The 14166-nt window shown below is 74.8% G+C and carries 13 protein-coding genes; 11 read left to right on the forward strand and 2 right to left on the reverse strand.

What is annotated here, in order from left to right:
* Nucleotides 1-63: 63 nt before the first annotated feature.
* The 9 genes from IEY98_RS09040 (at nt 64) to IEY98_RS09080 (ending at nt 10902) form a co-directional block, all read left to right on the forward strand.
* Nucleotides 64-1890 (forward strand): methylmalonyl-CoA mutase subunit beta, encoded by a 1827-nt coding sequence (locus tag IEY98_RS09040; protein WP_189209750.1) that lies wholly within the window; start codon nt 64-66, stop codon nt 1888-1890.
* Nucleotides 1887-4070: a methylmalonyl-CoA mutase gene (gene scpA / locus IEY98_RS09045; protein WP_189209751.1), complete on the forward strand. Its 2184-nt coding sequence runs from the start codon at nt 1887-1889 to the stop codon at nt 4068-4070. Before IEY98_RS09040 ends, scpA begins: the two co-directional genes overlap by 4 nt.
* A complete protein-coding gene (gene meaB, locus IEY98_RS09050) occupies nt 4063-5046 on the forward strand; it encodes a methylmalonyl Co-A mutase-associated GTPase MeaB (protein WP_189209752.1) in 984 nt (327 codons plus the stop codon). The genes scpA and meaB overlap by 8 nt, the downstream gene beginning before the upstream one ends.
* An 89-nt stretch (nt 5047-5135) precedes the next feature.
* Nucleotides 5136-5384, forward strand: a complete 249-nt coding sequence (locus IEY98_RS09055) for a hypothetical protein (RefSeq protein WP_189209753.1) — start codon at nt 5136-5138, stop codon at nt 5382-5384.
* A gap of 258 nt (nt 5385-5642) precedes the next feature.
* Nucleotides 5643-6962: a M20 family metallopeptidase gene (locus tag IEY98_RS09060; protein WP_189209754.1), complete on the forward strand. Its 1320-nt coding sequence runs from the start codon at nt 5643-5645 to the stop codon at nt 6960-6962.
* Nucleotides 6963-7041: 79 nt separating this feature from the next.
* Nucleotides 7042-7476, forward strand: coding sequence for a YbaB/EbfC family nucleoid-associated protein (locus tag IEY98_RS09065; RefSeq protein WP_189209755.1), 435 nt, complete (start codon nt 7042-7044; stop codon nt 7474-7476).
* Nucleotides 7473-7781 (forward strand): WXG100 family type VII secretion target, encoded by a 309-nt coding sequence (locus IEY98_RS09070; RefSeq protein WP_189209756.1) that lies wholly within the window; start codon nt 7473-7475, stop codon nt 7779-7781. The genes IEY98_RS09065 and IEY98_RS09070 overlap by 4 nt, the downstream gene beginning before the upstream one ends.
* Before the next feature lie 2 nt (nt 7782-7783).
* Nucleotides 7784-10636, forward strand: a complete 2853-nt coding sequence (locus tag IEY98_RS09075) for a glycohydrolase toxin TNT-related protein (protein WP_189209757.1) — start codon at nt 7784-7786, stop codon at nt 10634-10636.
* Nucleotides 10633-10902, forward strand: coding sequence for a hypothetical protein (locus tag IEY98_RS09080; RefSeq protein ID WP_189209758.1), 270 nt, complete (start codon nt 10633-10635; stop codon nt 10900-10902). The genes IEY98_RS09075 and IEY98_RS09080 overlap by 4 nt, the downstream gene beginning before the upstream one ends.
* Here IEY98_RS09080 and hisN read toward each other — a convergent pair.
* Nucleotides 10888-11658 (reverse strand): histidinol-phosphatase, encoded by a 771-nt coding sequence (hisN, locus tag IEY98_RS09085; RefSeq protein ID WP_189209759.1) that lies wholly within the window; start codon nt 11656-11658, stop codon nt 10888-10890. The two genes, IEY98_RS09080 and hisN, sit on opposite strands and share 15 nt — an antisense overlap.
* Before the next feature lie 33 nt (nt 11659-11691).
* Here hisN and IEY98_RS09090 point away from each other — a divergent pair, with 33 nt between their 5' ends.
* Nucleotides 11692-12366, forward strand: coding sequence for a response regulator transcription factor (locus IEY98_RS09090; RefSeq protein WP_189209760.1), 675 nt, complete (start codon nt 11692-11694; stop codon nt 12364-12366).
* Nucleotide 12367: 1 nt separating this feature from the next.
* A complete protein-coding gene (locus tag IEY98_RS09095) occupies nt 12368-13645 on the forward strand; it encodes a sensor histidine kinase (protein WP_189209761.1) in 1278 nt (425 codons plus the stop codon).
* Here the strand turns inward: IEY98_RS09095 and IEY98_RS09100 are convergent.
* A complete protein-coding gene (locus IEY98_RS09100) occupies nt 13642-14148 on the reverse strand; it encodes a GtrA family protein (RefSeq protein WP_189209762.1) in 507 nt (168 codons plus the stop codon). The two genes, IEY98_RS09095 and IEY98_RS09100, sit on opposite strands and share 4 nt — an antisense overlap.
* Nucleotides 14149-14166 lie beyond the last annotated feature (18 nt).

Consider the following 14166-nt stretch of genomic DNA (forward strand, 5'->3'; position numbering starts at 1 on the left):
TCCTCGTTAATCGGGATTAGCGTCACAGCCCGGATCCCGCTGGTTTCCGTAGCATTGCGGGGCATGACATCCGATGGCCTCGTCCTCGCCGGTGAGCATCCGGCGGCGACCCGGGAGCAGTGGCGGGAGCTGGTCGCGGGCGTGCTGCGCAAGTCCGGCGCGGTCCCCGACGACCAGGCGGTCGAGGCGCTGCTCGCGAGCCGGACCTATGACGGCATCGAGATCGCCCCGCTCTACACCGCCGACGACGCCGCGCCCGGCGCCGGGCTGCCCGGGCTGCCGCCCTACACCCGCGGAGCGCGGCCCGACGGGCACGTCCGCGGCGGATGGGACGTGCGCCAGCGGCACGCCGACCCCGCGACCACCGGCGCCGCCGTGCTGGCCGACCTGGAGAACGGCGTCACCTCGCTGTGGCTGGTCGCGGGCGCGTCCGGCATCCCGGTGGGCCGCATCGCCGACGTCCTCGCCGACGTCCACCTCGACCTCGCCCCGGTCACCCTCGACGCGGGCGCGGAGTTCGCCGACGCCGCCGCCGAGCTGCTGCGCGTGCACGCCGAGAAGGGCGTCCCCGCCGCCGAGACCCGAGGCAGCCTGGGCGCGGACCCGATCGGCCACCAGGCGCGCACCGCGGCGGACCCCGACCTCGCCGCCGTCGCCGCGCTGGCCGCCGACGCCGCCGAGTACCCCAACCTGCGCGTGATCACCGTGGACGGCCTGCCGTACCACGACGCAGGCGGGTCCGACGCCCAGGAGCTGGGCGCCGCCGTCGCCGCGGGTGTCGCCTACCTGCGCGTGCTCACCGACGCCGGGCTGGACGCCGCGCACGCCGCGCGGCTGCTGGAGTTCCGCTTCGCCGCCACGGCCGACCAGTTCCTCACCATCGCCAAGCTGCGCGCCGCGCGCAGGCTGTGGGCGCGCGTGGCCGAGGTCAGCGGGTTCGCCGTGCCGCAGCGCCAGCACGCCGTCACCGCCACGGCCATGCTCAGCCGCCGCGACCCGTGGGTGAACATGCTGCGCGCGACCCTGGGCTGCTTCGGCGCCGGGGTCGGCGGCGCGGACGCGGTCACCGTGCTGCCCTTCGACGCCGCCATCGGCCTGCCCGACGCCTTCGCCAGGCGCATCGCCCGCAACACCCAGTCGGTGCTGCTGGAGGAGTCGCGGCTGGCCGGGGTGATCGACCCGGCGGGCGGCTCCTGGTACGTCGAGCGCCTCACCGACGACCTCGCGCGCGCCGCGTGGGCGTGGTTCACCGAGATCGAGCGCGCGGGCGGCATCGTGTCCGCGCTGCGCTCCGGGCTGGTCGCCGACCGGCTCGCCGCCACCTGGGCCGCGCGGCAGGACAACCTCGCCCACCGCAGGGACGCGCTGACCGGCGTCAGCGAGTTCCCGAACCTGGCCGAGAAGCCGGTCGAGCGCGCCCCCGCGCCCGCCGCGCCGAGCGGCGGGCTGCCCGTGCACCGCTACGCCGAGGACTTCGAGGACCTGCGCGACCGCGCCGACCGCGCGCTGGCCGCGACGGGCGCGCGCCCGAGGGTCTTCCTCGCCACCCTCGGCCCGGTCGCCGCGCACACCGCGCGCGCCACCTTCGCGGCCAACCTGTTCCAGGCGGGCGGCATCGAGACCCCGGACGCCGGGGCCGCCGACGCCGCGACCGCCGCCGAGCGGTTCGCCGCCAGCGGCGCGCGGATCGCCTGCCTGTGCGCGTCCGACAAAATCTACGCTGAGCACGCTGCCGACGCGATCGCCGCGTTGCGCGCGGCGGGAGCGAGCACGGTCCTGCTCGCGGGCAAACCGTCGGACGAGTACGAAGTGGACGGTTTCGTGTTCACGGGCTGCGACGCGCTCGGCGTCCTCCGGCGGATCCACGACGACCTGGGAGTGTCGGCATGACGAGCATCCCCGACTTCGGCGCCGTCGAGCTCGGCGAGCCCGGCCCGGTCGACCTGGCAGCGTGGGCGGCCGCGCTGCAGGAGGCCACCGGCAAGGGCGCGGACGCGCTGGCCTGGGAGACCCCCGAGGGCATCCCGGTCAAGCCCGTCTACACCGCGGAGGACCTCGCTGGCCTGGACTTCCTGGACACCTACCCGGGCATCGCGCCGTTCCTGCGCGGCCCGTACCCGACGATGTACGTCAACCAGCCGTGGACCATCCGGCAGTACGCCGGGTTCTCCACCGCCGAGGAGTCCAACGCCTTCTACCGCCGCAACCTCGCCGCGGGCCAGAAGGGCCTGTCGGTCGCCTTCGACCTGGCGACCCACCGCGGCTACGACTCCGACCACCCGAGGGTGGCCGGTGACGTCGGCATGGCGGGCGTGGCCATCGACTCCATCTACGACATGCGCACCCTCTTCGACGGCATCCCGCTCGACCGGATGAGCGTGTCGATGACCATGAACGGCGCCGTGCTGCCGGTGCTGGCGCTCTACGTCGTGGCGGCCGAGGAGCAGGGGGTGGCGCCCGAGCAGCTGGCCGGGACCATCCAGAACGACATCCTCAAGGAGTTCATGGTCCGCAACACCTACATCTACCCGCCGCGGCCGTCGATGCGGATCATCTCCGACATCTTCGCCTACACCTCGCAGCACATGCCCAAGTACAACTCCATCTCGATCTCCGGCTACCACATGCAGGAGGCCGGGGCGACCGCCGACCTGGAGCTGGCCTACACGCTGGCCGACGGCGTGGAGTACATCCGGGCCGGTCGCGGCGCGGGGCTGGACGTGGACCGGTTCGCGCCCCGGCTGTCGTTCTTCTGGGCGATCGGGATGAACTTCTTCATGGAGGTCGCCAAGATGCGCGCGGCCCGCCTGCTGTGGGCCAAGCTGGTCAAGGGCTTCGAGCCGAAGTCGGCGAAGTCGCTGTCGCTGCGCACGCACTGCCAGACCTCCGGCTGGTCGCTGACCGCGCAGGACGTCTACAACAACGTCATCAGGACGTGCGTGGAGGCGATGGCCGCCACCCAGGGCCACACGCAGTCCCTGCACACCAACGCCCTCGACGAGGCGCTGGCGCTGCCCACGGACTTCTCCGCGCGCATCGCCCGCAACACCCAGCTGGTGCTGCAGCAGGAATCCGGCACCACGCGGGTGATCGACCCGTGGGGCGGCAGCGCGTTCGTCGAGCGGCTGACCGCCGACCTCGCTGCCAAGGCGTGGGCGCACATCACCGAGGTCGAGGCCGCGGGCGGCATGGCGCAGGCGATCGACGCGGGCATCCCCAAGCTGCGCATCGAGGAGGCCGCGGCCCGCACCCAGGCCCGGATCGACTCCGGGCGGCAGCCGGTCATCGGGGTCAACAAGTACCGGTTGGCCGAGGACGAGCAGATCGACGTGCTCAAGGTCGACAACGCCGGCGTGCGCGCGCAGCAGATCGCCAAGCTGGAGCGGCTGCGCGCGGAACGGGACCCCGCTGCCGTCGAGTCCGCCCTGCACGCGCTGACCAGGGCCGCGGACGGCGACGGCAACCTGCTGGAGCTCGCGATCGACGCCGCGCGCGCCAAGGCGACCGTCGGCGAGATCTCCGACGCGCTCGGCAAGGTGTGGGGGCGGCACTCCGCGCAGATCCGTACCATCTCCGGGGTGTACCGGGACGAGGTCGGCCGCTCCTCCACTGTGGACTCCGCGCGCGCCGTCGTGGACGCCTTCGCCGAGGCCGAGGGGCGCCGCCCGCGCATCCTGGTGGCCAAGATGGGCCAGGACGGCCACGACCGCGGCCAGAAGGTCATCGCCACCGCGTTCGCCGACCTCGGCTTCGACGTCGACGTGGGCCCGCTGTTCTCCACACCCGCCGAGGTGGCGCGGCAGGCGGTCGAGGCCGACGTGCACATCGTCGGGGTCAACTCGCTGGCCGCCGGTCACCTCACGCTGGTGCCCGCGCTGCGGTCGGAGCTGGCGGAGCTGGGGCGCGACGACATCATGATCGTCGTCGGCGGCGTCATCCCGCCCCAGGACTACGACGACCTGCGCGCCGCGGGCGCCTCGGCGATCTTCCCGCCCGGCACCGTGATCGCCGACGCGGCCGCCGAGCTGCTGGAGAAGCTCGCCGAGCAGCACGGGCACTCGCTTGGCTAGGACGGTGGACGTCGGCGAGTACGCCGAGGGCGTGCTCGCGGGCGACCGCGGCCTGCTGTCGCGGGCGATCACCCTGGTCGAGTCCCGCAGGCCCGACCACAGGGCGCTGGCGCAGCGGCTGCTGGTGGAGCTCCTGCCGCACGCGGGCGGCGCGCACCGGGTCGGGATCACCGGCGTGCCCGGGGTGGGCAAGTCGACGTTCATCGACACCCTGGGCTCGAACCTGACGGCAGCGGGCCGCCGCGTCGCCGTGCTGGCGGTGGACCCGTCGTCGACCAGGACCGGCGGCTCGATCCTGGGCGACAAGACGCGGATGGCGCGGCTCGCGGTGGACCCGGCCGCGTTCATCCGCCCGTCACCGACCTCCGGCACGCTCGGCGGCGTCGCCAAGGCGACCCGGGAGACCATCGTCCTGATGGAGGCGGCCGGGTACGACACCGTGCTGGTCGAGACGGTTGGCGTCGGGCAGTCGGAGACGACCGTGGCGAACATGGTCGACTGCTTCCTGTTCCTCACCCTCGCCCGCACCGGCGACCAGCTGCAGGGCATCAAGAAGGGCGTGCTGGAGCTGGCCGACGTGATCGCCGTGAACAAGGCCGACGGCGACCACAAGCGCGAGGCCCAGCGCGCGGCCCGCGAACTGGCCTCCGCCCTGCGCCTGATGCGCGACCCCGCCGCGTCGTGGCACGCCCCGGTGCTGACCTGCAGCGGGGCGGAGAACCTGGGCCTGGACACCCTCTGGGAGCAGGTCGAACTCCACCACCGCACGCTCTCGGAGTCCGGCGAGCTGGCCGAGAAGCGCCGCCGCCAGCAGGTCGACTGGACCTGGGCGATGGTCAAGGACACCCTGCTGACCCGCCTGCGCGAGCACCCCGCCGTCCGCGCCGAGGCCCCCGACCTGGAGCGCCGCGTCCGCGCTGGCGAGCTGACCGCCACCCTGGCCGCCGAGCGGATCCTGGACCTGTTCGGCACGTGAGCGGCAGCAGATCATGCGGTCGGCCTACCCGCGTGGCCGTGGTGTCCCGGCTAGGCTTGGCGTGATCACCGCCGTCACCTGGAGGTCGCGTGTCCCGGCTGCTGACCGGAGTGCTTCTCGGCGTCACCCTGCTCGGCGCCATCGCGCTCGGCCCGAGCGCGCCCGCCGCGTTCGCCCAGGAGACGACCGCGCCGTCGGGGCCGACGCTGAACCCGCCGACCGAGGAGGAGGCTGCCGACAGCAGGCAGAAGCTCGTCATCACGGTGACCGCGCTCGTCCTGCTGGGGCTCGTCGTCTACGGCAACCGCGTCCGCCGCAAGCGGGTCAAGAAGAAGTAGCCGGGGTCTCGCCGGGCAGGTGGACCGCCGCGGAGCGGAGTGTCCCCTTCGTCCCGTCCCCGGCTCGTCCCGGGGCCGGGACCGATCGTCTTGATCACCAGACCAGTCGGGGCGAAGTGACCGTCGCCGTTCACCGCTTCGGCGGTGCCGTCTAGCCTGCGATCGTGCAAACCGGCGGCGGTGTCAGCGGCTCATGGTGCACTATTGACCGCAAATGAGCACCGGAAGCAAGTTTCAGCAGGTCAGTGGAGGGGTCGCGTGACAGTGTTGGATTCGCGGCCCGACATGCCCGCCGAGCCCGGCCGGGGACCCCGAGGGGCCCGGGGCGGTCAATCCACCGTGCTGATCACGCCGACGGGCGTCAGTATGCCCGGTGTGGACGATCTCGGTGCTGGGCGCGGACCGGTGTGGCTGGACGACTGGCTGACGGCCAACACCGCCGACGTGCTCGCCTGGTTCCGGCACATCCACGCCCACCCCGAGCTGTCCCGCCGCGAGTTCGCCACCACCGAGCTGGTCGCGGGCCTGCTGAAGTCCTACGGCCTCGAGCCCCGCCTGATGCCCGGCAACACCGGCCTCATCTGCGACATCGGCGAGGGCGACCGCTGCGTGGCGCTGCGCGCCGACCTCGACGCGCTGCCGATGACCGAGGACACCGGCCTGCCCTACGCCTCGACCGCCCCCGGCGCCGCGCACTCCTGCGGCCACGACGCGCACACCGCGATCCTGCTGGCCACCGGCATCGCGCTGGCCTCCGGCCCGCCGTTGCCCGGCCGCATCCGGCTGATCTTCCAGCCCGCCGAGGAGGTCATGCCCGGCGGCGCGCTGGAGGTCATCGACGCGGGCGGCCTCGACGGCGTCGAGCGCATCTTCGGCCTGCACTGCGACCCGCGGGTCGAGGTCGGCCGGGTCGGCACCCGGGTGGGCGCCATCACCTCGGCCGCCGACCTGCTGGAGCTGCGGCTCACCTCGCCCGGCGGGCACACCTCGCGCCCGCACCTGACCGCCGACCTGGTGCACGCGCTCGGCAGCGTCATCACCGGCCTGCCCGCGCTGCTGTCCCGCCGCGTCGACCCGCGCTCGGGCACCGTCCTGGTGTGGGGCGCGGTGCACGCGGGCGAGGCGCCCAACGCCGTGCCGCAGGAGGGTGTGCTGCGCGGCACGCTGCGCACCGCCAACCACGACGTCTGGGTGGACCTGGAGCCGCTGGTCGCGGGCCTGGTGCAGGCGCTGCTCGCGCCCACCGGCGTCGGCTTCGAGCTGCAGCACCGCCGCGGCGTCCCGCCGGTCATCAACGAGCGCGAGAGCACCCAGATGCTGCGCGCGGCCATCGAGACCGCGCTCGGGGAGGACGCGCTCGCCGGGACCAAGCAGTCCTCCGGCGGCGAGGACTTCGGCTGGTACCTCGAACACGTCCCCGGCAGCTTCATGCGCCTGGGCGTCTGGGACGGCGAGGGCCCCATGCGCGACCTGCACCAGCCCACCTTCCAGCTCGACGAGCGGGCGCTGCTGACCGGCATCCGCGTCATGACCCACACCGCGATCACCGCGCTGAACTGGACCCCGCAGGCGGACTGAAAAACCCGCGGAACCGGCGCGCCCCGCGACCCGTCGAACGGGCGACCGGAGTCTGTCCGGCTGATCCGCGGAGGTGGCGATGGGTACCGATCACCGGGCCCAGGTCGACGAGCTGCTCGCGGGCTACCGGCGCAGCCGCGACCAGTTGGCCGAGGTGCACCGGGCCCTGGGCGCGGTCGCGAAGTCGGCGACCAGCGCGTGCGGGACGGTGACCGCCACCGTGTCGGCGTACGGGGCACTGGTCGCGTTGGACATCCGTCCGGACGCCTACCGCGTGCACCAGCCCTCCGCGCTGGGCGGCGTCGTCGTGGGCGTGGTCGAGGCCGCCGCCGGGCTCGCCGCCCGCGCGGCCGACGAGATCATGGCGCCCGTGCTGCCCGCCGGGACCGACCCGGCCGCGCTGCGCCTCGGCACCGCCGACCTCACCCCGGCCGAGGTGGCCCCGCAGGCCGATGAGTTCGACTTCGAGCGCGCCACCTGGCTGGAGTCCGACGAGCGGGGGGACCAGCGATGACCGACGGCTTCCGCGCGGACACCGACGCCCTCGCCCGGCGCGCTGGCGAGTTCGGCGACCTCGCCGCCCGCGCCGGGGCGATCCACCGCGACCTCGCCGACCGGCTCAGCGCCCTGGGCGGGTGCTGGGGCGGCGACGCCGTCGGCGCGAGCTTCGCCGCCGCGCACGCGCCGGGCGCCGATGCCACCCTGGGCGACCTGGGCGCGCTGCCCGGCAGGCTCGACGAGGTGGGCGGCCGGTTCGCCGACACCGCCTCGGGGTACGCCGCCACGGAGTCCGACAACGTCCAGGCGCTCGGGGAGTAGCGATGGGTATCGAACTGCCCCCCGAACTCGCCGAGGTGGCCGCCGCGACCGGCGTCGCGTGGCCGGAGGCCGACGAGGACCGCATGCGCGAGGCCGCCGCGGCCTGGCGCGAGGCGGCGACCCGGATGACCACGCTCACCGGCGAGGCCGACGCCGCCGCCAGCGCCGCCCTGGGCACGTTCTCCGGCGAGGCGGCCGACGCCGCCCGGGCGCAGTGGTCCGGCTTCGTCGGGGCCGACTCGGGGCACCTGACGGTGACCGCGCGCGGCTGCCTGGCCGCCGCCGACCGCCTGGAGCGCGCTGCCGACCAGGTCGGCGCCGCGAAGGTCGAGATCGTCCGCCACCTCGTCGACCTGGCCCGCAACACCGAGGCCGCGACCGCTGCGGGCAGCCCGACGGCCCTGCTGGGCATCGACACGGCGGTCGCCGCCACGTCGGCCAACCTCTCGGCGGTGACCGAGACCCTGGTGAGCGCGGTCGCGCCCAACGGCCCGGACATGACCTCGGTCCGCCAGGTCGCCAACGCCAACCCGGGCGCCCGACTGACCGGCGTGGTGGGAACCTCGGCCCCCGGTCGCGGCCTGCTGGACGTCGTCGGCGGCGTCACCGGCGGCGTCACGACGGCGGTGGGCAACGCGGTCGCGGGCCCGGGCGGCGTGACGGACCTGGTCGGCGGCACGACCCGCGGCTTCACCGACGCCGTCGGGAACGCGGTGGCGGGCCCCGACGGCCTGACCGCCGCCGTGGGCGGCGCGACGCGCGGATTCACGGACGCGGTGGGCACTGCCGTGCCCGGCGCCAGCGGGTTGACCAACGCCGTGGGCGGCGCGACAGGCGGGCTGACCGACGCCGTCGGCGGCGCGGCCCGCGGGTTCACCGACGCCGTGGGCAACGCGGCGGCCGGTCCAGGCGGGCTGACCGACGCGGTCGCCGGGGCGACGCGGGGTTTCACCGATGCCGTGGGCAACGCCGGGGCGGGACCCAGCGGGCTGATCAATGCCGTCGGCAACGCGGCGGGTGGGTTGACCGAGGCGGTCGGTGGTGCGGCGCGGGGTTTCACCGATGCTGTGGGCAACGCGGCGGCGGGCCCTGGTGGGCTGACCGATGCTGTGGGCACCACGGTGCGCGGGGCGTCCGACGTCGTCGGCGGCGTGACCGGGGCCGTGGGGGAGACGGCCCGTGGAGTGAGCGACAGCGTCGGGAGCGTGGCCGCGGGGCCCGGCGGCGGGGTCGCTGACACCGTCGGCGCGGCGCGGGGAGTGGCCGAGGGCGTCGGGAACGCCGGGGGCGGGTTCGGGGACGGCCGGGGTGTCGTGCTGGGGCCCAACGACGAGTGGGCCATGGACCTGCCCACCCCGCCCGCCGGGATGCCGGTGGTCGACACGGTGCACGCCTCCGCTGCGGCCGTCCTCGACGCCCCGCAGGCGGCCGGGGCCGCGCAGAACCCGATCGCCCAGGCGGCGCCGCCCGGCGCTGCCGCGCCGGGGCAGGCCCCCGTCGGCGGAGCGCCGTTCGGCGGGTCCCCGGGCGGGCCCGCGCCGGTCGGCGGGCCATCGGCGGGCGGAGCGGCCGGTCCCGTGCTGCCCGGACCCCGCGCCCAGGCGGGCGGCGGCGCCCCCATCCGCGCCGACCTGCCGCACACCGACACCCGCACAGGCGACACCCGCGACCACCGCGCAGGCGACCAGCGGGCAGGCGACACCCGCGACCAACGCGACCAGCGCGCGGGCGAGCAGCGCGACCAGCGCGCGGGCGACCAACGCGACCAGCGCGCGAGCGAGCAGCGCGACCAGCGCGCGGGCGACACCCGCGACCAGCGCTCGGGCGAGCGGGCCGGGTCCGCTGACGCCGAGGCCGCGCAGTCCGAAGTAGACGAGCCGAGCGCCGACACCCCCGAGTCCGGCTTTATCGCGCCCATCGGCGGCGCGCTCCTCGGGTTCGCGGGCGGAACCGCCGTCGCCCCCCGGCCTGCCCCCGGTCACCAGGCCCTCGGCCAGCAGCCCCAAGGCCAGGCCCCCGGGCAGCAGGTCCCCGGCGCCGGTCAGCAGGCTCCCGGCCAGGCCCCGGTGCCCGGCCACCTCCCCACCGGCAGGCGGCCCGACGGCGGGCCGGTCCTCGGCTTCCCGCTCGCCCCGCCGAGCGAGTCGGGGGCGCAACTCGCGCGGCTGCCAGGGGTGTTCGCGGGCGCCTCCATCGGCGAGGCCGACCGGGACGCGTTGTCGCTGTTCCTGCTGCACCTGTTCCCCATCGGATACCTCCCGCAGGTCGCCGATGAGCCGGAGACGCAACTGCCCGCGCCGCAGGCCGAGGTCGACTACGCCGCGGGCCTGCGCTTCCCGCCGGACGACCACCCCGAGGCCCACCTCGTCGACGCCACCACGCCCGCCCCGGTCACCCGCACCGACGGCGTGAGCGCCGACCACCTCGCCCAGGGCTACGACCCGCTCGGCGGCCTGCACGAGCGCGACTGGGACCGCCGGTTCCTGGTCAAGCCCGCCGACGGCACCAGCAGGGCCGAGTACGCGTGGCCGCCCGGCGAGCAGTACCCCGAGGGCGGCGCTGCCGAGGGCGAGCCCGACGTGCTCAAGCCGGGCACCACCATCGACCGGCTCGGCACCCCCGAGGGCCGCGTCTTCGCCCCTGACGGCACCCCCTTCGCCGCGCGCTCGCTGCCGCCGGACCACCTGCGGGCGCTGCGCCGGTACCGGGTCGTGCGGCCCCTGCCGGTGTGGCGGGCGGCGTCGGCGCCCTGGTTCGCCCAGCACGGCGGCGGGATCCGGCTGCGGGCCACCCGCTCGGCGGTCGAGCTCGTCGCGCTGGGCTATCTGGTCGAGATCACGGAGGACGGGCAGTGAACGCCGAATCCATCGCCGAGTGGCTGCGCGCGGTCGGCGTGCCCGAGCAGGTCGTCTCGATCGGCGCGGAGGTGGACAACACCTGGTGCCTGCTGCGCGACCCGGCGGGCGACGCCTGGGAGGTGTTCTGGCGCGAGCAGGGCAACCGCTACGACTGGGCGCGGTTCAGCAGCGAGCAGGTCGCCTGCCACTACCTGTTCGGCCGCCTGGTGTGGTCGCAGGTCGTGCGCGGCGCGGTCGGCGTGCTGCCGTCAGCGGCGAAGTAGGCCCAGCACGGCGTCGTGCAGCAGCCCGTTCGTCGACAGCGCCGAGCCGCCGTCGAAGCGGGCCGCCCCGCCCAGGTCGGTGAAGCGCCCGCCCGCCTCCTCGACGACGACCTGGATGGCGGCGACGTCCCACGGGTTGACGACGGCCTCCGCGGCGACGTCGATGGCGCCCTCGGCGACCAGGCAGTGCGACCAGAAGTCGCCGAAGGCCCGGTTCTCCCAGCAGGCGTCCACCAGGTCGAGGTACCGCTCGCGCGAGTGGTACTCGACCCACGTGCCCAGGTGCGTGGTCGACAGGTAGGCGTCCGACAGCGACGCCACGCCCGACACCGACATCCGCACGGCCTCGCCGCCCGCCGCCACCCAGGCGCCGTGGTCGCGCGCGGCGAACCAGCGGCGGCCCAGCGCGGGCGCGCTCACCACGCCCACCGTCGGCACACCGTCCTCGACCAGCGCGATGAGCGTTGCCCACGCGGGCACGCCGCGCAGGAAGTTCTTGGTCCCGTCGATCGGGTCGAGCACCCAGGTGCGGCCCGCGCCCACCGAGCCGCCGCGCTCCTCGCCAGCGACCGTGTCGTCGGGGAACTCGGCGGCGATCAGGGCGCGGACGGCGTCCTCGACGGCGGTGTCGGCGTCGGTGACCGGGGTGCGGTCCGGCTTCCTGGTGACGACCAGATCGCGCGCCTGGAAGCGGTTCACGGTGATCTCGTCGGCCGCGGCGGCCAGTCGGATGGCGAAGTTGAGGTCGCGGGACACGCCGGAGATCGTGTCACGCCTACGCTGAGGGGCGTGAGCGTGGTGCTACTGGCCGAGGACGACTCGGCCATCGCCGAACCGCTGTCCCGCGCGCTGCACCGGGAGGGCTATGACGTGGTGGTGGTCGGCGACGGCCACCGCGCGCTGGACCTGGCCAGCGCGGGCGGCCCCGACCTGCTGGTGCTCGACCTCGGCCTGCCCGGACTCGACGGCCTCGACGTGTGCAGACGGCTGCGCGCGGCGGGCCGGAGCATCCCGGTGCTGATGCTGACCGCCCGCGCCGACGAGGTCGATTTCGTCGTCGGCCTGGACGCGGGCGCCGACGACTACGTCGCCAAGCCGTTCCGGCTGGCCGAGCTGCTGGCCCGCATCCGCGCGCTGCTGCGCCGCCAGGCCCCGGGCGCGGTCGAGGTGAACGGCGTGCGGATGGACCTCGCCGCGCGGGTGGTCACCGTGGACGGCGTCGAGATCAACCTGGCCAACAAGGAGTTCGAGCTGCTGCGCGTGCTGATCCAGCGGGCGGGCCAGGTCGTCACCCGCGAGGAGATCCTCTCCGAGGTGTGGAGCGACCCCGAGCTCAAGGGCAGCAAGACGCTGGACATGCACATGTCGTGGCTGCGCCGCAAGCTCGGCGACGTGGGCCCGCGCGCCGCGGAGCGGCGGATCGCGACCGTGCGCGGCGTCGGCTTCCGGTTCAACGCGGACTGACGTGCGCCGCCGCATCCTCCTGGCGATCATGCTCGCGGTGCTGGTGACCGCGTGCTCCCTCGGCATCCCGCTCGGCTACACCGCGCTGCAGATCGTCGAGCAGATCACCCGCGACGACCTGGCCGCCCGCGCGCAGGGCATCGCCGCGCGGCTGGACGACGAGATCGCCAACGGCCGCCAGGTCGAACTGCGCCGGGTCGCCGTCGCGGTGCCCGTCGACGGGCTGCTCGAGGTGACCCTGCCGAGCCAGCCGGTGCGGACCATCGGCACGGAGATCACCGAGGAGGCCGTCACCGAGGAGGTGCCGATGGTGCAGCAGGGCACCGTGCGGCTGTCCGTGCCCGCGGGGCCCATGCGCACCCGGCAGACCCAGGTCGCGCTGCTGGTCGCGCTGGTCATCATCACCACCGTGGGCATCGGCGCGGTCGTGGCGATGGTCACCGCGCGGCGCATCGCCCGGCCGCTGCGGCACGTGGCCGACCGGGCCAGCAGGCTCGGCGCTGGCGACTTCCGGCTCGACAGCACCCGCTACGACCTCGCCGAGCTGGACTCCGTCGCCGAGGCGCTCGACGCCTCGGCCACCGCGCTCGCCCACCTCATCCAGCGCGAGCGCGACCTGGTCGGCGACGTGTCCCACCAGCTGCGCAGCAGGCTGACGGCGCTGCAACTGCGCCTGGAGACGCTGGCGAGCGTGCCGGACGAGGAGACCGCGTCCGAGGCCAGGGCAGGCCTGGCCCAGGCCGACCGGCTGGCCGAGGTGCTCGACGAGCTCCTCGCCGCCGCCCGGGTCGCCCGCGCGGGCGGCGCGGAGCCGGTCGACCTGGCCCGCGAGCTGACCGCCATCGCCGAGGAGTGGCGCAAGCCGCTGCGCGCCGACGGCCGCACGCTGCGCCTGCGGCTGCAGCCCAACCTCATCGTCCGCGCCACGCCGGGCAGGCTCCGCGAGGCCATCGGCGTGCTGCTGGACAACGCGCACCGCCACGGCGGCGGCACGGTCACCCTGACCGCGCGGGTCAGCGGGGAGACGGTGGTGGTGGAGGTGGCCGACAACGGCCCCGGCGTGCCCGACGAGCTGGCCCCGCACATCTTCGACCGGGGCGTCTCCGGGGCCGGGTCGACCGGTCTCGGCCTCGCGCTGGCCCGCGCCCTGGTCGACTCCGACGGCGGCCGGATGGAGCTGTCCACTGCCAAGCCCGCGACGTTCTCGGTGTTCCTGCGGATGCCGCGCGCGGGGGATGTCACCGGCGTGCGCTGGCCCGCGGAGAAGTCCCCGCGCTAGTCGTAGCTGCGGTGTTCGCGCAGCTGGTCGGGGAAGACCCACTTGCGGAAGCCCCAGAACCGGAAGCCGGTGGCCAGCAGCATGCCGATGATGGAGCCGCTGACGAAGTCCGCCGTCTCCTGCACCAGCAGGCTCACGTGCGGGGTCTCCAGGTCCAGCACATAGCGGGAGACGTAGGGCGGGATCAGGTTGATGACCACGCCGCAGCCGCTGATCAGGAAGAACAGCGCGGCCTCGTGGTGGCGCTCGCGGCCGCCCCGGGAGCGGAAGGACCACTCGCGGTTGAGCACGTAGGACACGATCGTGGCGATGATGACGGCGATCGCCTTCGCGGTGACCGGCTTGGCCTCCAGCACCGTGAACTTCAGCAGGTACCAGATGGCGTTGTCGATGACGAACGTCGTGCCGCCGACAATCCCGAACTTGAGCAGCTCGCGGTGCTTGAGCAGGACCCGGCGCAGCGGCTCGGGCACCCTCGCGAGCACGGATTCGACTACGGACACCGCAGCAGTCTACGGAAA

The organism is Actinokineospora fastidiosa, assembly GCF_014648415.1.
Classification (GTDB): domain Bacteria; phylum Actinomycetota; class Actinomycetes; order Mycobacteriales; family Pseudonocardiaceae; genus Actinokineospora; species Actinokineospora fastidiosa.